Raw genomic sequence first — 21,216 nt, 5'->3', positions numbered from 1 at the left:
GTTGCGCTCATGCGGTACCTGGTGCTCAGCGACGTCCACGCCAACCTTCCGGCGCTGGAAGCCGTGATCTCACACGCCAAGAAGCAGGGCTACGACCAGGTCGTGTTCCTGGGCGACGCCGTCGGCTACTACCCGCACGCCGAGGAGGTCGTTCAACGCCTGATCGCGCTCGACCCCGCCGTGCGCATCCTTGGCAACCACGACTCCGCCCTGCTCGAGCTGGTCAACGGCGACCGAGGCGATCATTGGGCCGCCGGCGTCGTGATGAACGTCCTCGAACGTCAACTCGTCACGCTGAGCGGCGACTCGCTGCGCTTCCTCGGCGCCCTCGTGCCGCGCCACTCGCAGCACGGCTTCGAGGCGGCGCACGGCGCGTTGGCCCAGCAGTGGGACTACTTGTCGACCGTCACGGCGGCCCAGGCGAACGTCGGGCTCATGACGGAGAAGCTCCTGTTCGTCGGCCACACGCATGTGCCCAAGGTGTTCGCCACCGTCACGAAGGGGCCGCAGGAGCTCTGGCGCACCGTCACGTTCAAGGAGTCGGGCGGCTCCACCTACCGCCTCCCGCCGCTGGCGCGCACCATCGCCAACCCCGGCGCGGTGGGGCAGCCGCGGGACCAGATCCCGTTGGCGTCGTACGTGATCTTCGACCACGGGGCCGGCCTGCTGATGCACCACCGCGTCGCCTACGACGTGCGGTCCGTCCAGGCCGACGTCATCGCGGCCGGTTACCCGGAGGTGCTGGCTTCCCGGCTCGAGGCGGGAAGGTGACACTCCCCCCCGGAAGGGTGGGCTCGCGCCTTCCGCCCGGCGGCGAGCGGTGAGCACGCCCCCCGAGGGCGGCCGGCGGGGCGTCGCCGACCTCGCCCCCTTCGGCCAGGACGCGGCGCTGGCGGTCCTCAGGAGGCTGCGCGGCTCGAGCGCCGGGCCGCGCAGCCTCCTGCTGGCGGGACCGGAGCACGTCGGCAGGCGGCAGGCGGCCAGGTGGCTCTGCGCCTTCTCGAACTGCTCGGCGCCGGACTCCGGCCCGCGCCCGTGCGGCGAGTGCGAGAGCTGCCGCCTGGCGCTGGCCGGCATGCATCCCGACCTCAAGGAGGTCGGCCCGGCGACCACGACGGAAGCGGGCCGCGCCAAGCGCAACCTCGAGATCCGGATCGATCAGCTCGTCCCACGCGAGGGCGGCGACCCCGAGCCCCTCGCGCCGTGGCTCACGACGCGCCCGCGCTACCAAACGCGCGTGGGGCTGATCGACCATGCCGACGCCCTCAACACCTCCGCCGCCAACGCGTTCCTCAAGGTCCTCGAGGAGCCTCCCCCCTGGGCGCTGATCGTGCTCGTGGCGCCGGGACCGGAAGCGCTCCTCCCCACGGTGGCGTCTCGCTGCGTGACGGTGCGCTTCGCCGCGGTCGATGACGCGCTCGCTCGTCTGGGCGAGACCGGGGCGCCGGTGGCGACCGCCGACCTGTCCGGCCACCCCGGGGTCAGGCTCGGCCAGCCGGGAGCCCTCCTCCGCGCCCTAGAGGACGCCGACGCGACCGCGGCCGCCAGGAGCGCCAGCTCGGAGCTCATCGCCGCCCTGCCGGGCGACGTCTTGACGGCCATGCAGGCCGCGGAAGCGTTCGCGAAGGCCGTGGCCGCGAGCATGGAAGCGGGCCAGGAGCCAGGGCCGCTCGGTTGGCTGCGCGAGGCCCTCCGCTCGCTGCCGGCCGCACAATACGCGGCCGCGCTCGACGCGCTCGACGCGTGCGAGCGCGCCATCGCCGCTTACGCCCAGGTGCCGCTCGCCTGCTCGGTGCTGGCCTTGGAGCTGCGCCGGCTCACCCTCGACCGCCGCTGAGCGCCGCGCCATACCGTCCGGTCGACCGCGGGCGCCAGGCCGGAGCGCCGCGTCGTCTCTCTGATCAGGCCCCGCGCATGCGCGTGATCTCGTTCGCCGGGAACTCGCCGAAGCCGCCCTCGTCGGTGCGTAACTCCACCGTGCCCTTGAGCGGGTTGAGCTTGACGACGCGGCCGCAGGTGCCGCTGCCGTCGTGGCACGCCTTGGCGCCCTTGCGCGGCAGGCCCTCCAGCAGGTCCTTGTACATGTCGTGCTCGTACTGGAGGCAACACATCAACCGTCCGCACGGTCCGCTGATCTTCTCGGGGTTGAGCGGAAGCTGCTGGTCGCGAGCCATCCTGATGCTCACGGCGTTGAAGCTCTGCAGCCACGTGCTCGAGCAGGTGCCGTCGCCGCACACGCCGAGGGCGCCGAGCATCCGCGCCTGATCGCGCGGACCGACGTTGGCGAACTCGATGCGGGCCTCGGTGTGCGCGACTAGCTCCTGGGCGAGCACGCGCAGGGGCGCCTGCCGCTCGCTCGTGTAGCTGACCACGAGCAGGGTCTCGTCGATGTTGAACTCGAGCGCCACGATCTTGACGTCCGAGTCGACTTGTCTGGCGCGCGCCTTGAGGAGCCACTTGAGGTCGTCGGCCTTGACGTTCAGCTCGTCGAAGCGCTGCACGTCCTCTTCCTGAGCGTCCCTGACGTAGTGACCCTGCGGCTTGGCGACCTCGCGCACGCCCGTGCGCACTCTGCCGAGCTCGAGGCCGCGCCGCGTCGAGACGACGCACCGCGTGCCGATGGCCGGAGCGCTCGGCGGCGCCTCGAGGTAGTGGATCTTCGGGCCGTTGTCGAACTTGATACCGATGCACTCCGGCATGGTGAAGGCTCCTTCGAGCACCCCGTGCCTGACCGGGCGGCGGCGCCTGGAGCTCGCGAAGAGGTCTCAGGCCGCGTGGCGCGCCCGTCGGGGTTGCGCCATTCTACGCGTCAGCCATGCGCAGCGTGGCCTTCGAGGAGCCTGAGCTGCGCGACGGGCGCGAAGCTCGACCTATGCTCCGGGGTCGGGCCGAGGCGCGCGAGCGCGAGGAGGTGGCTCTTCACGCCGTACCCCTTGTGCTTCTCGAGCCCGTACCCCGGGTAGCGTCCGGCCAGGGCCACCATGTGGGCGTCGCGGACCGTCTTGGCGAGGATGCTGGCGGCCGCCACCTGGTAGCTCCTGGCGTCCGCAGAGGCGACGGCCACCGTCGGTAGCGGGGTGGGAAGCGTCAGGTAGTCGGTCACGAGGGCGTCCGGCGCCACCTGGAGCGCTTGGACGGCGCGCAGGGCGGCACGCTTGGTGGCCTGCAGGACGTTCACCTCGTCCACCTCGCGGGCGCCGGCGAACGCCACCGCGAACGCGACGGCCTCGGCGCGCACCTGGGCGGCCAGCTCCTCACGCCGCTTGGCGCCAAGCGTCTTGGAGTCGCGGTAAGGGTGCTCGCGGCCCCGCACCAGGACGACGGCGGCGACCACCACGGGCCCGCAGAGGGCGCCCCGGCCGGCCTCGTCCACTCCGGCGACGAGCCGGGCCCCCTGCGACCAGAGCCGTTCCTCGAGTTCCCAGCCGGGCTGAGCCCGCCGGCTCACGCCCCGCCGACCACCGTCGGCACGCGCTCAGGGAGGGTGAAGTAGAAAGTACTGCCGCGACCGACCTTGGACTCGACCCAGATCCGCCCGCCGTGCTTCTCGACGGCCAGCTTGCAGAAGGTAAGACCCATGCCCGTGTCGTACCGGTCGTGGATCGTGTGGCGCGACTGCTCGAACGCGTTGAAGATGCGCTTCTGGTCGCTCTCCGGGATCCCCTCCCCGTCGTCTCTCACGCTCAAGACGACGTTGCCGTCCTTGCTCCACGCGCGGAAGTCGATGTAGCCGCCCCGGCGCGTGTGCTTGATGGCGTTGGCCATCAGGTTGGCCAGGATGCGCCTGAGCAGCTTCGGGTCGCCGAAGACCTGTTCCGCCTCCGGTCGCACCAGGAAGCCGAAGTTGCGGTCGCGCGGGCCGCCGCTGACGTCGGCGAGCGCGGCCTTCGCGAGCTCCGTGAGGCTCGCGATCGACTCGGGCTGGTAGGGCATGTGCCCTTCCTTCATCCTGCGCACGTCGAGGATGTTGGCAGCGAGGTTGAGAAGGTGATGGGACTCGATCTGCGCCATCTTGAGGAGCTCCTCGACGTCGTGGTCCCCCCCTTGGCCGCGCAGCATCTCGAGGCTGTGCTCGAGCAGGCCCATGACGCTGGAGATCGGGCTCTTCAAGTCGTGCACGAGCATGTGGATGAGGTCGTCCTTCATCCGCTCGCTCTCCTTGTACGCCTGCTCGAAGCGCCTCGCGCCCTCGAACGCCTTACGAATGGCGCTCTCGGCCATGCGGCGCTCGAGCAGCCTGCCCAGGTACGCCTTGACGAGCTCGGGGCGCGTCGGCAACGTGATGTAGGCGTCGGCTCCGCCCTCGAGCACCCGCGTCTGCAGCTCGGGGGTGGCGGGGCCCAGGTACAGGAACGGGACGTCCTCGAACCCCTTGCGCCGCCTGAGCAGCGCCACCAGCTCGAGGGAAGGCACGCGCTCCGTCAGGCCGTGGTCTAGCAGGAGCGCGTCGGGCACGTTCGCCCCGCGCGTGTGGTACAGCAGCTGCTCAACGTCGGTGAACACCTGGCCGACCAGCCCGACGCTCTCCACGACCGGGAGGAACCCAGCGGCGCGGGCCTCGGATGTCATGGCGATGAGAGCGTAAGGCGCCGCGGGCGCAGGGTCGGGCACGCCAGCATCTTATCAGCGGCCACCCGAACCGCCGTCGCCGGCACGGCGCCCGATGAACCAGCGATTAAGGAAACCGGGCTACGGCCCGGTCGGGCTCGGCGTAACGCCGGGTCGCTACCGTGGCGACGCGCCCCCGCCTGCTACCATGCCCGGACGGTAATGGACGCTCTACCTTGGACGGTGCTGGCAACGGGGTTCGCGACGCTCGGGTCGGAGCTGAACGGCCTGCGTTTCGCGCACCCCTGGCTGCTGCTCGCGGCCGTGCCGCTCGTGCTGTTCGTCTACCTAGGGCGCCGCCGCGGTTGGTGGCTGCGCGCCTTGGCCATGTGCGCCTGCGTGATCGCGCTGGCCCAGCCGTGGCTCACCGCGCCCGGGGGGCACCTTGGCGTGCTCGTCGACGTCTCCGACTCCATCGGCGAAGCCGGCCTCACCGTGGTGCGCGCACTCGACCTGACGGGCAACCTCGGCGACGTCCGCTACACGTACGTCGCCGCCGAGGCGGCGCGGGTGGACGGCCTGGGCGCCAGGGTACCCGCCACCCTGCGGACGGACGCGACGGACCTGGCCCGCGCGCTGCAGGTCGCCGTCGCGAACGGCGCCACGCGCGTCTTGCTCGTGTCCGACGGCGTCACGCCAACGGCGCCGCTGCTCAGCGCCCTCCCGCAAGTCCCGGTCGACGTCCTGCCCGTGACCCCGTTGGAGGACGTCCGGGTAGCGGAGCTCCTCCTGCCCGAGCGCGCGGCGCCCGGCCAACGCGTCGAGGGCACGGCCGTCGTGCGCTCGGACAGGCGGACGTCCGCCACCATGCGCGTCACCGTCGACCGGGATACGGTCGTCGAACGGGCTGTCGAGCTCGAGGTGGGCGAGAGCGCACTCACGTTCTCGTTCGGGGTGCCGAACGCCGCCGCGGGCGCCGCCACCGTGGCGGTCGAGCTCCTCGTGCCGTTCGACCAGCCGCGCTCCAACGACTCGGCGGAGGCCGTCGTCTCGATCCAGAACCGGCCCCCCGTCCTGGTCATCGACGACGCAGCGACTGCCGCGCTCCTGCGCTTGCAGGGGTTCGACGTGGTCCAGGCCGGGCCGGAGGCCCTGACCTTGCCCCTCGCCTACAGCGCCGTGGTCGTGCGCGGCTCTTCGGGCCAGTTCAGCCAGACCCAGCTAGCGCTGCTCGCCCAGTACGTGAAGGACGGCGGGGGCCTGCTCATGACCGGCGGCCCGGACTCGTTCGGCTTCGGGGCGTGGTACCGCACGCCCGTCGAGGATGTCCTGCCCGTGACCACGGACCTGCGCACCGAGGTCTCCCTGCCGCTCGTCGCGTTGGTGATGGTGATCGACCGGTCGCAGTCGATGGCGACGGGGAGGCCGGCGAAGATCGACCTGGCCAAGGACGGGGCGGCGCAGGTCGTGGACCTGGCTTACGAGCAGGACCTGCTTGGCCTCATCGCGTTCTCCGACGGCCCGGGCACGCGGTGGGTCTTCCAGCTCAGGCAGGCGACGGAGCGGGGCAAGCGCGAGATGGCCGCAGGCATCTACTCGCTCGACACGGGGGGCGGGACCGTCCTCGCGCCCGCCTACCGCCAGGCGCTCGACGCGTTGAAGGGGGTCGAGGCGTCGGTCAAGCACGTCATCATCCTCTCGGACGGCCAGCTGTACGACCAAGGCCCGTTCGGGGCGGAAGGCACGGACTTCGCCGCCATGGCGAGCGAGGCGCTGGCCTCGGGGATCACCAGCTCGACCATAGCCATCGGCGACGCGGCCGACTTCCAGCGGCTCGCGCAGATAGCGGCGGCGGGCGGCGGGCGCTACTACGCCGCGCGCGACGCCAGCAACCTGCCCCGCATCTTCACGAGCGAGGCACTGACGGCGACGCGCGCGCTCCTGATCGACGAGCCGACCACGCCGAGCGCCAGGCCGAACCCGCTATACGCCTTCCCCACCGACCTGCCGGACGTTGGGGCGTACGTCGCCACCAGCCTCAAGTCCGACGCCCAACCCCTGCTCGTAGGGAGGTCGGACGAGCCGCTCCTCGCCACGTACCGGTCTGGCCTAGGCCGCAGCGCCGCCCTCACGACCGACCTCAACGGCTGGGCTGGGCAGCTGGGTGACTGGCCCGAGCTGCCGGGCGTTGTGGCCACAGTGGTCCGCTGGCTGCAAGCGCGCCCGGGCGGCATGACCGCGACGGCGGAGCGGCAAGGCAACTCGGTCATCATCACGCTCGACGCGGTCCGGGACGGCGTCTACCTCAACGACCTGCGCGCGGAGGCCCGCTTCGGTACCGCCGGCACGACGCTCGAGCAGGTCGCGCCCGGCCGGTACCAAGGCACCGTGCCGTGGCGGGGCGACGCCGGTGCGGACGTGGTAGTGGCCGTCGGCAACGAGCTCGTGGCCCGTACGCGCGTGACCGGGCCGGACCCGGAGTACGCGGACGTCGACGGGGCGGTGCTGCTCGCCGAGGTAGCCCAGCGGACGGGCGGCCAGGTCGTCGACCCCGAGACCTACCGGCCCGCGCTCGGCGCCGTGCGGCGTTCCGTCTGGCAGTGGCCCGTCGGCGCCGCGCTCGCGCTGTTCATGCTCGAGCTCGCACTGCGCCGCGTCGGGCCGAGGGCGAAGCGTTCGGACGACCAGGCGTAGGCGAGCGCGGAACGGCCGCCCCCAGGCGGTCGCGTAGGCGGGTCGCGCCGGCGGTCGCGCGCTTCGGCTCAGTCGGCATCCTCCCCATCGCCCGCGGCGAAGCCGTCACCGCCGCCGGCCGCCTCGATGGGAGCCTCGAACGGGGCGTCGACGTCGACCTTCATCACTTCTCTCAGCACGGCGGTGGCGTACGCGCCCTTGGGGAGGTCGAAGGTCAGGGTGAGCGCCGTGCCGACCTGGCGGACCGACGTGCCGGAGAGCACGACGCGCGTAGAACGCCTGTCGCCACGCCGCGAGCCGAACTGGGCCCAGCGCAGCCCGTACCGCTCCAGCACCAGGCTCTCGACCGCGCCGGCCGCGCCTTCCGACGGCTTCACCTTGCGCCCGTGCAACGGCAGGGTAGCGCTGATCTCCAGCCGCTCGGCGCGCGGGGCCTCCGCAGCCTCGTCGGTCACGAGGAACGTGCCGCCCGTGTCGTGCTTGCGCGCCCAATCGCCGTTCACGACGGTCGTGTACCAGCCGCGCTCCACGCGTTCGGCCAGCATGGCGTTGAACAGGAGCGACTGCAGGGCCGCCACGAAGAAGCGCTGAAGGTAGTGCCCGCCCGGCACGCGCTCGCCCCGCACTACCCTCAGGCCGTCGTAGGCGTTGCCACCGAACCGCCCGAACCGCTGCGGCCCGAACCAGTTGGGGGAACCGCTGGCTGCGAGCCGGTCGAGGACCGCGCCGGCGCGCAGGGCGGCGCCGTCGTCGACCCCTTGGACGGTCACCTCGAACCGGTTGCCGCGAAGATGCCCGATCCCGAGCTTGTTGCGGTGGTAGCTCTCCTCGAGGAGACGCACGCCGGGCAGGGCGAGCAGCTCGTTCACCGCTTCGCCGTAGCGCTTGGGCAGCGACAGCCACTGCACGGTGACGGCGGCCTTGTCCTTCAGGCCGGCGACGCCGATGGAGCTCTGCTCGACGCCGGCGCGCCGCAGCGCCTGCACGAGGTCGCGCGTGGTGAGGTCCCGCTTCTCGATGAGCAGGTACCGGTGTGACCCCGACCCTTCCGGCAGGTAGGCGGGCAGCTCGGTCACCCGGAAGTCCTCGGGCGCCGTGCGGATGACGCCGCCGCTACCCGGCACCTCGGGGGTGACGAGGGGCAGGTCGCCCCAGTCGAACGCGAACCTCTCCCGCTCCGACTCGTCGGCCGCGACGGCGGCCCCCGAGAGCGGCTCGCGCGCATTGTCCACCGGCTCGCCCGCGGCCGTCACGCCCTTCCCCGCTTGGCGCGCCCCCTACGCTGCATACGCTCGAGCATCATGCCGCGAGCCAGGTCGAAGCGCTCGCGCAAGGACTCGGCCTCGAGCAACGTCTGCTTGGCGGCCGTGGGAACGAGGATGTTCGCACACACGAACGACGCCTGGTAGAAGGGGTCTTCGGGAACGTGCTTGTCTATCTCCTCGCCGGCGTCGCCGTCGAAACGCGTGCCGGCGTAGGTCCGGAAGGTGTCGAGGGCGTCCCAGGCCGCGATGGCCTCCTCGTTCGGGTCGCCCCGGTAGAGGGGCGCGGGGCGCTCCTCGGCGTAACCGAGGGGTCTGCTCGAGCCGCCGCGCTCCGTGACCTCGACGACGGTGTCGACCTCGACGCGCGTGCGCTCTTGACCGTGCACGAGCAGGTCGAAGGTGCCGTCGACGTTCTCCTCGGCCGAGAGTACGTGCACCACGGTGCCGTAACGCGCCATGCGGGGCGCGACATCCGTGATGGCCGGGGCGGCGTCCGAGTAGACGATGATGAAGCGCTTGGGCTCCTCCTCCTGCGCGAGCACCTCACGGACCAGGCGCTTGTAGCGCTCCTCGTGGGCGTGCAGCGGGACGGTCATGCCTGGGAAGACGACGACGTCCAAGGGGAAGACGGGCAGCTTGCTCATGCCTAGACGGTACCAGGTGCCGGCGGCGACACGTGATTCGTGAGGTGCTTGCCCCTTCACCGTGCGGCAATGAAGGGCGCCCCGGCACTCCCTCGAGTGCCGGGGCGCTGCTCGCTTGGCGGAGCCGACGGGATTTGAACCCGCGACCTTCTGCGTGACAGGCAGATATGCTAACCGCTACACTACGGCTCCACGCGAAGGCGAGTGTACGTGAGGGTCGGGGCGCGGTCAAGGCCGCCCGCCGCCACCGGTTCAGCCGGGCACCACCAGCCCGAGGACGATGCCGCCGAGCATGAGCAGACCGACGACGAGGTTGGCGTTGAAGGCCGCCAGGACCTCACCCGCGGTGCGGCTGCGCAGCGCGAGGTGCTGCCAGGCGAGCACGAGCGCGGTGACCGTAAGAGCGAGCCAGTAGGGCCAGCCGAGGTCGCTGACGAACGGCACCGCCGCAAGGGCGGCGAGCGCGAGGCCGTGCAGGGCGGCCGCCCACGCGCGCGCGCCGGCCACGCCGAAGCGCGCCGGGATGGAGCGGACGCCGTGGTTCAGGTCGAACTCGCGGTCGAGGAGCGCGTAGACGACGTCGAACCCGGCCACCCAGGCGCCCACGCCCAGCCACAGCAGCCAGGCGGCCGGCGCGAACGCGCCGCTCACGGCGATGTAGCCGCCGGCGGCCGCGGCGCCGATCGTCAAGCCGAGCCACAGGTGGCATGCCCACGTGAAGCGCTTGGTGTAGGGGTAGGCGACGAGGAACGCCACGGCGACCGGCAGCAGGACGAGCGTCAGGGGGTTGAGGAGCGCGGCCGTCACGGCGAGCACGAGCAGGCTAACGAGCGCCACGAGCCGACCGTCGCGCGCCGTCAGCTTGCCTACTGGGATCTCGCGCCCGGCCGTGCGCGGGTTGAGGGCGTCCAGCTCGGCGTCGATGACGCGGTTGGCGGCCATCGCGGCCGTCCTGGCCCCCACCATCGCCAACGTCACGAGCAGGAACACGCGCCAGCCCGGCCAGCCGCCGGCCGCGAGCAGCATGCCGCCGTAGGCGAACGGCAGGGCGAACAGGGTGTGCTCGAGCTTGACGAACGACGCGAGCGTCGCGAACGTCAACCTCCCCCCGCCTCCCGTCCGCACGCCGCCCGTCACGTCAGTGCTGTTTGGCAGCTTCCTTGATGGCATGGGTCGAGAAGCCAAAGCTCGGCAGGTGGTCGTGCACCTCGCCGGTGAGGACCGTGTCGACGAGCTCGGCCAGGTTCGTGCCGCCAACGGCGATCCGCATGCCGAGCTCGGCCTGGAGGTCGCTGCGGGTCAGGTCGTCGAGCATCGTCTCGGTGCCGTACTTGAACATGTTGGGCGACAGGAGCAGCAGGTCGGCCTCGCCGGGCCGCACGCCGCCGAGGATGTCGCGGCCGGCGAGCAGGCCGGCGACCGTGGTGACCTCGCCGAACGTGCGGTTCGTGATGGCGCGCACTTCCAGGTGAAGGCCCTCCACCCCCTCGAGCGACCGCAGGGCCTCCCGCAGCACGGGGGCGAAGAGCCTGCCGGTCGCGATGAGCACGTGCCTGGGGCGCTCGAGGCGCTCAGGGAGGACCGGGACACCGGTCGAGAGGAAGTCGCGGACCATGCCGACGCCGTTCTCGAGCATGGTGTAGCCCTCGTAGGCCTCGTCGGCCGGCAGCGGGAGGCCGGCCCGGATGTAGAACTCGTCGGAGGCGAACACGAAGCGCGTGCCGCGCTCGGCCAGCATGCGCCGCTGGAAAGCGTGCACGCGCGCGATCACGTCGGCGGCCTGCTCCTGCGTGTACGGCTCGAGGGCGACCAGGTGGGAGCGGTGCCCCGTCAGCCCGACGGGAACGGCGGCGGCCGCGAGGACGTTCGGGCGGGAGGCGAGGTAGTCGAGCGTCTCGTCCAGGTCGTCGCCGTCGTTGCGACCGGGGACGAGGACCATCTGCGTGTACAGCTCGATGCTCTCCAGGCGCTCGATCATGTTGCGGACGCTGAGCGCCTCCTCCGTGGCGACCTTGTTGGGCCACCACTTCATGAGCTCGGCGCGCTTGGCCTCGTTGGCCGTGTGAACGCTCACGTAGAGGGGGCTAAGGTGCTCGTCGAGGATGCGCTGCACGTCGCCCTCCCGGAGGTTCGTGAGGGTCACGAACGAGCCGTAGAGGAACGACGTGCGAAAGTCGTCGTCCATGATGTAGAGGCTCTTGCGCATGCCCTTGGGCATCTGGTGGATGTAGCAGAAGTCGCAGTGGTTGGCGCAGAGCCGGATGCCGTCGAAGATGACGTCGTCGAACTCGAGGCCCGGCTCCTCCCAGGCGACGGCGAACGTCGTGTCGTCGCCGGTCGGCGCCCGCACGCGCAGCTCCGCCGTGCCGGCCTGGAGCTCGCGGCGGTACGCGAGCACGTCCGGGATGGGCTGGTCGTTGACCGTGAGGAGCTCCCAACCCGCCTCCACGCCGGCCTTCGCCGCCGCCGAGCCCGGCGCCACCTCGCGGATGCGGGCGGGGGTGATCTTGACCGGTTGAGGGTCCTTGCGGCTCAAGACGACGCGCGGCATAACGGGTCAGTGTAGCAGGCGCGAGTGGGGCTTGGCGGCGGCCCGGTGACGGGCGCGCTCGGGGCCGGCAGGCGGGCGCCGGCTCAGATCTGGTCCTCGTGGCGCTCTCGTTTCGCCGCGCTGCGGGGGGCGGCGGCCGAGACCACGAAGCCGTGAACGGGCGCCGGGCAGTCGCAGCGCACCGACTCCCCCACGGCGAGGCCGTCGGGAAGCTCGCCGCGCAAGCCGACGACGAGCGGCACGCCGGCGTCGAGGACCACGAACTCCCCCTCGACGGCCAGGACCGTGCCTTGCGCTTGCAGGCTGCTGATGCCGTCGGCGACGAGCGCGGGTTCGGCACCGGCAGCCAGGCGCTCGACGGCGTCGGCGAGCGGATGGATGATGACCCGCTTGACGCCCGGGCGCGAGAGGTACGGCCCGGTGCGCTCGAAGAGCTGCAGCATGGCGCTTCCTGCCTTGCATTCGAGGAGCGGGCTGCCCTCGGTGCGCGGGAACAGCTCGACCTCGGCCGCGTACCGTGCCCAACGCGAAGCGAAGCCTTCTGGCGAGTCCTCCAGCATGTAGTCGAAGTCTAACCCGCTAGGGTGCGTGCTACACTCCGGGGCGTGACTCGACCGAACTACCTAGGCGTAGACCGCACCCTCGCCCATAAGCATCCGGGCGGGGGTTTTTCGTTACCGGAGGCATGATGCTCACCCAACTGGCCGAAGTACAAGCGTTCGACCTCAAGCTGGACAGCTTGCGCGAAGAGCGCGGTCAGGTGCCCCCGGAGCTTACGGCCACCGAAGCGAAGAAGCGCGACCTCGAGGCGCGCATAGCGCTCAAGGAGCAGGCGCAGGACGAGCTGCGAAAGCGTGTGAACGCCAACGAGCTCGAACTGAAGGCGCTGCAGGAGCGGCGGCGCTCCGCCGCGGACTCCGCGGTGCGGGCCTCGACGACCAAGGAAGCGTCGCAGTACCAGAACCAGGAGCTGCAGTTCGCGACCCGCCTGACCGAGCTCGAGGAGGACACGCTCCCGCTGCTCGAGAGCCAAACGGCCCTGGATGCCGAGGTCGCTGGGCTGCACGCCGAGCTGGCGGCGCTCGTGCCGGAGCTCGAGGCATTGGTGCAAGCCGAGGCGGACCGGGTGGCGGAGGTCGACGCGCGCAGCGTCAGCCTCGCGCAGGAGCGTACGGCCCTGGCGCACGGCATCACCCCCGCCTTGCTCCAACAGTACGAGCAGGTGCGCAAGGCCAAGCGCGGGCTAGGGCTCGCCGAGGTCGTCGGCAACGGCACGTGCGGCGGCTGCAACGTCCGCCTGCCGATCCACGTCGTGCAGAAGGTCAAGCGCGCCGACAACGTGACGCGCTGCCCGAGTTGCGGCCGGATCCTCTACTACAAGTCCTGAGGTAGCCCCGCCATGGCGGGGTAACCAAGCGTTCGGGGCCCGCTCCAGCCTTGCCGCAGCGGGCCCCGAACGCTTGCCGTTACAGCGCGCCGTAACCCCGGCGCGCCGGGTGCTCGCTCAGCCTCGGGCCACCGACCCGCCCGCCGGCCTCAGGGGAGCACGGCGAGCGGGTCGCGGGCGTTGCCGTTCGACTCGTGGACCTCGAAGTGCAGGTGGGGGCCGGTCGAGAGGCCGGTCGAGCCGACACGGCCGACGCGGTCGCCCTGGTTGACGTACTGGCCGACGCTGACCGAGATGGAGCTGAAGTGGCCGTACCACGCCTCGGAGCCGTCTGCGTGCCGGACGCGGACCAGGTTGCCGTAGCCCTGGGTGGACCAGCCGGCGAACGTCACCGTGCCGCCGCGTGACGCGCCGACGGGCGTGCCGCTCGGGGCAGCGATGTCTATGCCGCGGTGGAAGCTCGACGTGCCCATGCCGAGGTTGCGGGGGCCGAAGTAAGAGGTGAGGCGGCCGTGGATGGGCCAGACGTAGCGGTTCTCCGCCTCCCGCACCTTCTGCAGGCGGGCGAGCGCGTCGGTCGGCACCACCTTGGGGAGGAACAGGAGCATGCCGGGAACGACGTCGAAGGGCGAGCGCAGCCCGTTGGCCCGGGCGAACGTGGCCGGGTCGAGGTCGTAGCTCGCCAAGAGGTCCAGCACGCTCTCGCCCTCGCCGAGGCGGATGACGAGGCCCGCGCTCGGCGGCACCAGGAGCTCGTAGCCGGCCGGGAGGCGGTCGAGCGAGGAGATGTCGGGGTTGGCTCCGACGAGGGCGTTGAGGCCCAGGCCGAAGCGGCTGGCGACGGAGCTCAGCGTCTCGCCCTTGCCCAGGCTGTACCAGCGGAAGCCGGGCGGCGTGGCGACGCTCTCGCCCAGCGGACCACCGACGGCCGCCACGTAAGGGACCCGTAAGACGTCGCCTGGTCTGATAAGGCTGGATTCGAGCTGGTTCGCGCCGAGCAAGGAGTCAACGGTGATGTGGTACCGCTCCGCGATCAGCCCGATCGAATCGCCGGGAACCACGGTCCTCAGGGCATAAGCCTCAGCGCTGGCGATGCTTGGCAGGGCAGCCACCAACACCAAGCAGGCAGCAATCGACTTTTTTAGCAAGGCTAGAGCCCCCTCGAGGTCAGATCATCGTGGTTACCGTACCAACCAGATGTTGAGAAAGTCATGAGGATTGTGGGGCTCAGTAGGCGGCCTGGCCGCGCCTCCTCGCGATCTCCGACCTAACGTAGGCGACGACGTCGTCCGTGTTCGCGCCCGGCGTGAAGATCCGACCGACGCCGAGCTCGGCCAGCGTCGGCAAGTCCATGTCCGGCACGATGCCGCCGCCGAACAGCAGCATGTCGGTGGCGTCGCGCGCCGCCAGGGCGGCGGCCACCTCCCTGAAGTAGTGCATGTGGGCCCCGGAGAGGACCGAGAGGCCGACCGCGTCGACGTCCTCCTGGACGGCCGCGTTGACGATCATCTCGGCCGTCTGGCGCAGCCCCGTGTATATGACCTCCATGCCGGCGTCGCGCAGCGCCCGAGCGATCACCTTGGCGCCCCGGTCGTGGCCGTCGAGGCCGGGCTTCGCTATGAGGACCCGAATGGGTCTGTCCATCGCCATGCTCCTCTCCGCATGCTCGATCAGACGAGCACCGGCTCCTCATAAACGCCGTACACCTCGCGCAGCACGTCCATCTGCTCGCCGAGCGTGCAGAACGCGTGGGCCGCGCGCATGAAGGCGGGCATCGTGTTGCCGCCGTCCCTCGCCCTGTCGCGCAGCTCGGCGAGGGCCTCCTCGGCGGCCCGCGGGTCGCGCTCGCGCCGCACGCGCTCGAGGCGTTCGCGCTGCACGCGCGCCACGGCGGCGTCGACCAGCTGGATGGGCACTTCCTGCACGTCCTGCTCGAAGGCGTTGACGCCGACGACGAGCCGCCTTCGCTCGTCGATGTCGCGCTGCTGCTTCCAGCTCGCGTCGCCGATCTCCTTGGCGAAGTAGCCCGCCTCGATGGCGCGCTCGACCCCGCCGATGGCGTCGATCTGGGCGAAGTAGTCGAGGGTCATGCGCTCCATGTCGTTCGTCAGGCTCTCCAGGTAGTAGGAGCCGGCGAGCGGGTCGACCGTGTTCGTCACGCCGCTCTCGAAGGCCACGACCTGTTGCGTCCGCAAGGCGAGGGTGGCGGCCTCCTCCGTCGGGAGGGAGAGCGCCTCGTCGAAGGCGTCGGTGTGCAGCGAGTTGGTGCCGCCCAGGACCCCCGCGAGGGCCTGGATGGCCACGCGCGCGACGTTGACGAGGGGCTGCCTGGCGGTGAGCGACACCCCCGCCGTCTGGGCGTGGGTGCGCAGCATCCAGGAGCGGGGGTCCTTCGCGCCGAAGACGTCGCGCATCTGGCGCGCCCAGATCCGGCGCGCGGCGCGGAACTTCGCGATCTCCTCGAAGAAGTCGTTGTGCACGTTGAAGAAGAAGGAGATGCGCGGGGCGAACTCGTCTATGTCGAGGCCGCGCTCGAGGGCCTTGCGGACATAGTGGATGCCGTCCGCGAGCGTGAAGGCGAGCTCCTGCACGCTCGTGGAGCCGGCCTCCCTGATGTGGTAGCCGGAGACGGAGACGAAGTTGAAGCGCGGCGCGACCTGTGGGCCCCATTCGAACGTATCGATGACGAGCTTGACGGAAGGGGCCGGCGGGAAGATGTACTCCTTCTGGGCGATGAACTCCTTCAGGATGTCGTTCTGGATGGTGCCACCGACCTTCGCGAGGTCGGCACCCTTGCGCTCGGCCATGGCGAGGTACATGGCCCAGACGGCGTTGGCGGGGCTGTTGATGGTCATGGAGGTCGTTATCGCCTCGGGGTCGATCCCCTCGAACAGGACCTCCATGTCCGCGAGGCTGGCCACCGCGACGCCGCACTTGCCCACCTCACCCTGCGCCATGGGGTGATCCGAGTCGTACCCCATCAACGTCGGCAGGTCGAAGGCGGTGGACAGACCGGTCTGGCCGGCTGCCAGCAGCTTGTGGAACCGCTCGTTCGTCTGCTCGGCCGTGCCGAACCCGGCGAACATGCGCATGGTCCAGAGCTTGCTGCGGTACATGCTCGCTTGCACGCCACGGGTGTACGGGAACTCGCCGGGGTAGCCGAGCTCGGTGGCGGCGTCGAACCCGCGGAGGTCCTCCTCCGTGTAGAGGGGTGCGACGGGGATGTCCGACAGCGTCTCGAACACCGCGTCGCGTTCAGGCATGCGCTTGACGGCGGCCGCGTACTCTTCCCGCAGCCACGCCTCTTTGGGCTTCATGCCCGCATTATAGGCGCCTGACGGCGATGCCGCTCGCCGTCGTGACGGGGGTGGCCTCCGCAACGTCGGAACGCATGACGGCGAGGGCCTCGAAGCCGCCGTCCTCGGCCTCTACGACGGTGCCGAGGCGCCCGACGGTGCGGCCGCCCGCACGCAGCTCGCGCCAGGCCTCGCCGTCCGGGCCGGGCGGCTCACCGCGCGGTCGGGGGTCGCCGGCCAGCCGCACGTGCGCGAGGGCGCGCCTGACGTTCCCGCGCGCCTCGATGCGCGCCATGATCTCCTGACCGAGATAGCAGCCCTTACGGTAGGAGAGCGCACCCTCCAAGCCGGCCTCTTGAGGCAGGACGCCTTCGCCGGCGTCCTGAGGGGCAAGGGCGGCGCAGGCCCTGACGCGTATGCGCGTCAACTCCGACGGCGTCGCCAGCGCCGCGCCCGCCTCCGAGAGGACCGGGAGGTCGTCCTGGTCCATGCGCGACACGACGTCATAGCCGCCGAGCGCCGAGCGCCCGCTGGGGTACGCGAACCCGCCGGCGAGCGTGACGACGCGTTCGGCCGCCGGCGCGTCGACGCCGAAGGCCCGGGAGAAGACGACGTCGACGCCATCGCCGAGCGCGGCGCCCACCCCACCCACCTCCACCGGAGCAGCCAGGAGGGTAACCAGTCGGACCGGCGTGGGTCCGACGACGCGCACGTCGTCGAAGATCACGTGACGCTCGAACTCGGCCTTCATCCACGCGGCGGCCCCGCCCTCCTCCACCAGCACGTACTCGTCGCGCGCCAAGCGCACGACCATCGCCTCTGCCAGCGCGTGGCCCTTGTGGTTCAGGTAGAGCGAGCGCCTTGCCCCGCCGACGGGCAGGCCCGCGACATCGTTGGCGAGCTGCCCTTGCAGGAAACCCGTGGCATCGGGACCGCTCACCGTCAACGTGGTCGCTCCCGCGACCGGTCCTGCGACCGTCCTAGCGGCGGCGCTGCCGGCCTCGGCGGCCGGGCGCGAAGTAGTGCTCATGCCGACATCACCCCTTCTCCACGTCGAAGAGCGTGAACTCGTACGCGTTGACGACCCGCACGCCCGCCGCGTCGACGTAGCTGCGCGGGGCGTTGGCGCCGGAGAGGTGCACGTGGCCGTGAACGTGAACCTTCGGCTTGAACAGGCGGTGGAAGAGGTTGAACGCCGCCACGCCGGCGTGCACGTGGTCCTCGCCCGCGTTGGGCCCAACGGGCGCGGCGTGCGTGAGGAGCACGTCGACGGCGCGTCCGTTGCGCCAAGCGCTCCAGAGCAGACGAGGCAGCATCCGCCACACCATCGCGTAGTAGGCGAGCTGCGTGTACTGGTGCGGGCCGGGCCGGTAGCGCAGGCTCCCCTCGAAACCCACCACGAGGAGCCCTGCCGTCTTCACGAGCCGCATGTGCACGTTGGTACAACCGCCCGGCGGGCGCGGCTCGTCCGTCACGGGGTCCCTGACGTAACCGGCGGCATGGTTGCCGAAGACGTAGAGGGGCGCGGCGCTCGTCTTGGTGGCTACGAACTCGAGCACCGCCCCGGGCATGTCGCCGGCGCTCAGCACGAGGTCGAAGGGCGCCAGGTTGGCCGGGAAGTTGGTCGAGTACACGACCGGCGAGACGGCGTCGGCGATGGCCAGCACGCGCGCCACGGGCGCTAGGCCACGAGCTCGCTCTTGGCCGCCCACTCGAGGCCGGCCCAGATGAGGTCCTCGATATCGCCGTCCAAGACGTTGTCGGGGTCGTGCCGCATCTCGCCCGTGCGATGGTCCTTCACGTACTGCTTGTCGAGGACGTACGAGCGTATCTGCGAGCCCCACTCGATGGCCTTCTGCTCGCCGCGCGCCTTGAGCTGCTCGTCGAGGCGACGCTGCTCCTCACGCTCGAACAGGCGCGAACGGAGCACCGTCATGGCCTTCTCGCGGTTCTTGATCTGCGACTTGCCGTCCTGGATGGTGACGACGATCTCTTCCGGCGTACCACCCTTGTAGACGACGCGTACCGCGGAGTCCGTGGTGTTCACCGACTGACCGCCGGGGCCGCTCGAGCGATAGACGTCGACGCGCAGGTCCTTCTGGTCGATCTCCAGCTCGAAGGTGTCGTCGATCTCCGGCATGATCTCGACCGAGGCGAACGAAGTGTGCCGCCGGTTCTGCGAGTCGAACGGGCTGACGCGCACGAGCCGGTGGACGCCGCCCTCCATGCGCAGCATGCCGAACGCACGTTCGCCGCGCACGATGAGCTGGGCGTAGTCGATGCCGTTCGGGGCGTCGTGGTTCTGCACGAGGTCGAGCAGCTCGACCTGCATGCCGTGCCGCTCGGCGAAGCGCCGGTACATGCGCAGCAGCATGCCGGCCCAGTCCGACGACTCGGTGCCGCCGGCGCCCGGCTTGATCGTCACGATGGCCGGCCGCTCGTCGTGGTCGCCGCTGAAGAGCGTCTCCCGGTAGAGGGTGTCCAAGCGCGTCGTCACGCTCGCCACCTCGCCCGCCAGCTCGTCCTCCTCCTCCGCGGTGGCCAGCTCGAGGAGCTCGGCGAGCCCCTGCACGTCGCCGGCGATGGCGCGGAACTCCTCCACGACGCGCCTGAGCTGCGTGGCCTCCTGGGTCACGCGCCTCGCGGTGTCCGGGTCGTTCCAGAGCTCCGGGTCGTTCAGCTTGGGTTCGAGCAGCTCCAGCTTGGCCTGCTTGCCAGCCAAGTCAAAGGTACCCCCTGAGGTCCTGGACTCTTTCCTGCAGCTCTCTCACGCTCACATCAGGCATGGTGCCCTCCGCGGCCACTCTATCAGGGCGCGCTCCCAGGGGGCGTCCCACCGCTTGCCGAGCGCGCCTCGTCTCGGCTCGCCCCAGGCATACGCGCCCCGTCCCCGAGGCCGATGAAAACAAGTGTTATCGTTTGCTGCACCTGGTCTCGAAAGGACGCGCGTTCGTCCCGAGAGACGCGCAACGCAAGAGTCGTCGCTTGCTCTACCTCGTCTCGGAGGGACGCGGGCTCGTCCCGGAGGCGAACGACGCAAGTGTCAACGTTCGCCTAACCTCGTCTCGGAGGGACGCGCTTGGCAGTGTTCGAAGGGTTCGGGATCCAGGACGTCATCGACATCCTGATAATCACCGTGCTTCTCTACCAAGCGTACGCGCTGCTCCGCGGGTCTCGCGCCTGGAACGTGCTGCGCGGGCTCCTCGCGGTGGCGGCCCTGTGGTTCCTCGCCGGCCAGTTCGGCCTCGAGGCCACCAAGTGGCTCTTCGACGCCATCGCGCCCGCCGGCTTCGTGGCCGTCGTCGTCGTGTTCCAACCGGAGCTCCGCGCCGTGCTGGAGCGCGTCGGGCGCGGGCGGATGCAGCGCGCCGTCAGCGCCGACCCGGTCAGCGAGATCATGACCGCCGTGAGGGAGCTCGCCAGCCAGCGCAAGGGCGCGCTGATCGCCGTCGAGCGGCGCACGCCGCTCAAGGAGTACGCGGAGCGGGGCACCGCCATCGGAGCACCGGTGACGGCCGCGCTGCTGCAGACGATCTTCGCCTCGTCCGGACCGCTCCACGACGGGGCCGTCGTCATCAGGGAGGACCTCGTCACCAACGCCGGCGTCGTGCTGCCCCTGTCGGACAAGCGGGAGGGTTGGTCAGTCAAGCACGGCACGCGCCACCGCGCGGCGCTCGGGCTCTCCGAGGTCTCCGACGCCCTCGTGGTCGTGGTCAGCGAGGAGCGCGGCACGGTGAGCATCGCCCAGGAGGGCGTCTTGCATAGCGACATCGCCCCGGCCGACGTCCTGAAGGCGCTCAGGGAGGCGTACGCCCCATGAGGCCACACGAGGCCGCCCACACGCACGCCCTGCTACCGCCTGCGCTCGGGGACGTGAGGCCATGAGCGGCATGCTCGCCGTCCTGGTAGCCCTCGGCCACCGCCTCCTGCGCAACTGGCCGAGCAAGCTGGCCGCGCTCCTCGTCGCCCTCTTCTTCTGGACGATCATCACCTCGTCCAGCACGAACACTACCCAGCGGTCGTTCCTCGTCGACCTCGAGGTGGACGGCGTCGAGGCGAGCACGGTGGCCGTCGGCGTGCCGGCGACCGTCGAGGTGAGCGTCTCGGGCCTCAGCTCGCGCGTCGACCGCCTGCGCGCCGACCAGTTGCGGGCCACGCTGGACCTGAGCGACGCGGCCACCGATTTCGAGCGCCGCATCCAGGTCCAGACGCCGCCGGACATCCGGCTCCTGCAGGTGACCCCCTCCGACGTCATCGGCTTCCTCGAGCAGGTCGTGCGGCGCGCCATGCCCGTAGAGGTCGCCCTCCTCGGCGACCCGCCGCCGGCCGCGGAGCTCGACTCCAGCGCCGAACCCGCCACGGTGAGCATGCAGGGCCGCAGCCAGGTGCTCGACGAGGTCGCCAGGGTCGTCGCCCTGGCCCCGGCGCGCGGCGGCGACGTCGAGCTCCTCGCTTTGGACGCGCGTGGTCACCCCGTCTCCGAGGTCACGTTCGATCCGGCGAGCGTGACCGTGACGTTCACCCGCACGGACCTGCTGCGCACGAAGGTCGTTCCCCTCACCTTCACACCGCCACCGGCGCTGACGCCGCAGAGCGTCACGCTCAGCGCCGAGACGGTGACCCTGGCCGGCACGCCGGAAGCGCTCGCCGCCATCGAGAGCGTCGCCGGCACGGTCGACCCGCCTACAGGGGAACGCGCCGCCGGCCGGTATACTCTGAGCGTCCACCTGACGCTTCCGAGCGGCGTGGTGGCGTTGACCGTGCCGACCGCCACCCTGCAGTACGGAGACAGTCCCGTACCGCAGTGAGGTTGGGGCTTGGTCATGCAGGA

General features: G+C 70.8%; 20 protein-coding genes and 1 tRNA gene. 6 read left to right on the top strand and 15 right to left on the bottom strand.

Features of this window, described 5'->3' with window-relative positions:
* Positions 1 to 9: 9 nt before the first annotated feature.
* Positions 10 to 771, top strand: coding sequence for a metallophosphatase family protein (locus tag M9914_01775; protein ID MCO5172899.1), 762 nt, complete (start codon positions 10 to 12; stop codon positions 769 to 771).
* A gap of 49 nt (positions 772 to 820) precedes the next feature.
* Complete coding sequence (locus M9914_01770; GenBank protein ID MCO5172898.1) at positions 821 to 1,837, top strand: hypothetical protein; 1,017 nt, start codon at positions 821 to 823, stop codon at positions 1,835 to 1,837.
* Between the two features lie 64 nt (positions 1,838 to 1,901).
* On the opposite strand, the gene M9914_01765 is transcribed toward M9914_01770, so the two are convergent.
* The 3 genes from M9914_01765 to M9914_01755 form a co-directional block, all read right to left on the bottom strand.
* Positions 1,902 to 2,699, bottom strand: coding sequence for a hypothetical protein (locus M9914_01765; GenBank protein MCO5172897.1), 798 nt, complete (start codon positions 2,697 to 2,699; stop codon positions 1,902 to 1,904).
* Positions 2,700 to 2,809: 110 nt separating this feature from the next.
* Positions 2,810 to 3,448, bottom strand: coding sequence for a ribonuclease HII (locus M9914_01760; protein ID MCO5172896.1), 639 nt, complete (start codon positions 3,446 to 3,448; stop codon positions 2,810 to 2,812).
* Positions 3,445 to 4,569, bottom strand: coding sequence for a HAMP domain-containing histidine kinase (locus tag M9914_01755; protein MCO5172895.1), 1,125 nt, complete (start codon positions 4,567 to 4,569; stop codon positions 3,445 to 3,447). Before M9914_01755 ends, M9914_01760 begins: the two co-directional genes overlap by 4 nt.
* A 201-nt stretch (positions 4,570 to 4,770) precedes the next feature.
* Here M9914_01755 and M9914_01750 point away from each other — a divergent pair, with 201 nt between their 5' ends.
* Positions 4,771 to 7,242 (top strand): VWA domain-containing protein, encoded by a 2,472-nt coding sequence (locus M9914_01750; GenBank protein MCO5172894.1) that lies wholly within the window; start codon positions 4,771 to 4,773, stop codon positions 7,240 to 7,242.
* Between the two features lie 68 nt (positions 7,243 to 7,310).
* Here the strand turns inward: M9914_01750 and M9914_01745 are convergent, their stop codons facing one another.
* From M9914_01745 to M9914_01720, 6 genes are all read right to left on the bottom strand, one after another.
* Complete coding sequence (locus M9914_01745) at positions 7,311 to 8,495, bottom strand: tRNA pseudouridine(13) synthase TruD (protein MCO5172893.1); 1,185 nt, start codon at positions 8,493 to 8,495, stop codon at positions 7,311 to 7,313.
* Complete coding sequence (locus tag M9914_01740) at positions 8,492 to 9,151, bottom strand: LON peptidase substrate-binding domain-containing protein (GenBank protein ID MCO5172892.1); 660 nt, start codon at positions 9,149 to 9,151, stop codon at positions 8,492 to 8,494. Before M9914_01740 ends, M9914_01745 begins: the two co-directional genes overlap by 4 nt.
* A 116-nt stretch (positions 9,152 to 9,267) precedes the next feature.
* Positions 9,268 to 9,343 (bottom strand) — tRNA-Asp (locus M9914_01735).
* A 60-nt stretch (positions 9,344 to 9,403) separates the two neighbouring features.
* Entirely contained in the window at positions 9,404 to 10,321 is a 918-nt protein-coding gene (ubiA, locus tag M9914_01730; GenBank protein ID MCO5172891.1) for a putative 4-hydroxybenzoate polyprenyltransferase, read from the bottom strand.
* A complete protein-coding gene (locus M9914_01725; protein ID MCO5172890.1) occupies positions 10,290 to 11,702 on the bottom strand; it encodes a DUF512 domain-containing protein in 1,413 nt (470 codons plus the stop codon). Before M9914_01725 ends, ubiA begins: the two co-directional genes overlap by 32 nt.
* A gap of 83 nt (positions 11,703 to 11,785) precedes the next feature.
* Complete coding sequence (locus tag M9914_01720) at positions 11,786 to 12,262, bottom strand: hypothetical protein (GenBank protein ID MCO5172889.1); 477 nt, start codon at positions 12,260 to 12,262, stop codon at positions 11,786 to 11,788.
* Between the two features lie 128 nt (positions 12,263 to 12,390).
* Here M9914_01720 and M9914_01715 point away from each other — a divergent pair, with 128 nt between their 5' ends.
* Complete coding sequence (locus M9914_01715) at positions 12,391 to 13,089, top strand: C4-type zinc ribbon domain-containing protein (protein ID MCO5172888.1); 699 nt, start codon at positions 12,391 to 12,393, stop codon at positions 13,087 to 13,089.
* A gap of 149 nt (positions 13,090 to 13,238) precedes the next feature.
* Here M9914_01715 and M9914_01710 read toward each other — a convergent pair whose 3' ends face one another.
* The 6 genes from M9914_01710 to prfB form a co-directional block, all read right to left on the bottom strand.
* Positions 13,239 to 14,201 carry a M23 family metallopeptidase gene (locus M9914_01710; protein ID MCO5172887.1) on the bottom strand — a complete coding sequence of 321 codons (963 nt, stop codon included), beginning with the start codon at positions 14,199 to 14,201 and terminating at the stop codon, positions 13,239 to 13,241.
* A 115-nt stretch (positions 14,202 to 14,316) separates the two neighbouring features.
* Entirely contained in the window at positions 14,317 to 14,733 is a 417-nt protein-coding gene (locus M9914_01705) for a cobalamin B12-binding domain-containing protein (protein MCO5172886.1), read from the bottom strand.
* A gap of 26 nt (positions 14,734 to 14,759) precedes the next feature.
* Positions 14,760 to 16,406 (bottom strand): methylmalonyl-CoA mutase family protein, encoded by a 1,647-nt coding sequence (locus M9914_01700; protein ID MCO5172885.1) that lies wholly within the window; start codon positions 16,404 to 16,406, stop codon positions 14,760 to 14,762.
* Between the two features lie 7 nt (positions 16,407 to 16,413).
* A complete protein-coding gene (locus M9914_01695; GenBank protein ID MCO5172884.1) occupies positions 16,414 to 17,415 on the bottom strand; it encodes a hypothetical protein in 1,002 nt (333 codons plus the stop codon).
* 7 nt (positions 17,416 to 17,422) lie between these two features.
* Entirely contained in the window at positions 17,423 to 18,061 is a 639-nt protein-coding gene (locus M9914_01690; protein MCO5172883.1) for a hypothetical protein, read from the bottom strand.
* 5 nt (positions 18,062 to 18,066) lie between these two features.
* A protein-coding gene (prfB, locus tag M9914_01685) for a peptide chain release factor 2 (protein ID MCO5172882.1) occupies positions 18,067 to 19,171 on the bottom strand; the annotation gives its coding sequence in 2 pieces (ribosomal slippage) (positions 18,067 to 19,110 and positions 19,112 to 19,171; 1,104 coding nt in all).
* A 299-nt stretch (positions 19,172 to 19,470) separates the two neighbouring features.
* On the opposite strand from prfB, the gene cdaA reads away from it, so the two are divergent.
* Entirely contained in the window at positions 19,471 to 20,205 is a 735-nt protein-coding gene (cdaA, locus tag M9914_01680) for a diadenylate cyclase CdaA (protein MCO5172881.1), read from the top strand.
* A gap of 61 nt (positions 20,206 to 20,266) precedes the next feature.
* On the top strand, positions 20,267 to 21,193 hold the full coding sequence (locus tag M9914_01675) for a hypothetical protein (GenBank protein ID MCO5172880.1): 927 nt from the start codon (positions 20,267 to 20,269) through the stop codon (positions 21,191 to 21,193).
* Positions 21,194 to 21,216: the final 23 nt, after the last annotated feature.

This window comes from Trueperaceae bacterium, from assembly GCA_023954415.1.
Taxonomy (GTDB): Bacteria; Deinococcota; Deinococci; order Deinococcales; family Trueperaceae; genus JAAYYF01.
This window is presented reverse-complemented; position numbering and strand designations above follow the sequence as displayed.

Coding starts and splice junctions, on each gene's coding strand:
- M9914_01715 (MCO5172888.1), top strand. CDS start 12,391: ATGCTCACCCAACTGGCCGAAGTACAAGCGTTCGACCTCAAGCTGGAC.
- M9914_01700 (MCO5172885.1), bottom strand. CDS start 16,406: ATGAAGCCCAAAGAGGCGTGGCTGCGGGAAGAGTACGCGGCCGCCGTC.
- M9914_01725 (MCO5172890.1), bottom strand. CDS start 11,702: ATGCCGCGCGTCGTCTTGAGCCGCAAGGACCCTCAACCGGTCAAGATC.
- M9914_01765 (MCO5172897.1), bottom strand. CDS start 2,699: ATGCCGGAGTGCATCGGTATCAAGTTCGACAACGGCCCGAAGATCCAC.
- M9914_01675 (MCO5172880.1), top strand. CDS start 20,267: ATGAGCGGCATGCTCGCCGTCCTGGTAGCCCTCGGCCACCGCCTCCTG.
- M9914_01695 (MCO5172884.1), bottom strand. CDS start 17,415: ATGAGCACTACTTCGCGCCCGGCCGCCGAGGCCGGCAGCGCCGCCGCT.
- M9914_01705 (MCO5172886.1), bottom strand. CDS start 14,733: ATGGACAGACCCATTCGGGTCCTCATAGCGAAGCCCGGCCTCGACGGC.
- M9914_01775 (MCO5172899.1), top strand. CDS start 10: ATGCGGTACCTGGTGCTCAGCGACGTCCACGCCAACCTTCCGGCGCTG.
- M9914_01755 (MCO5172895.1), bottom strand. CDS start 4,569: ATGACATCCGAGGCCCGCGCCGCTGGGTTCCTCCCGGTCGTGGAGAGC.
- ubiA (MCO5172891.1), bottom strand. CDS start 10,321: ATGCCATCAAGGAAGCTGCCAAACAGCACTGACGTGACGGGCGGCGTG.
- M9914_01720 (MCO5172889.1), bottom strand. CDS start 12,262: ATGCTGGAGGACTCGCCAGAAGGCTTCGCTTCGCGTTGGGCACGGTAC.
- M9914_01740 (MCO5172892.1), bottom strand. CDS start 9,151: ATGAGCAAGCTGCCCGTCTTCCCCTTGGACGTCGTCGTCTTCCCAGGC.
- M9914_01750 (MCO5172894.1), top strand. CDS start 4,771: ATGGACGCTCTACCTTGGACGGTGCTGGCAACGGGGTTCGCGACGCTC.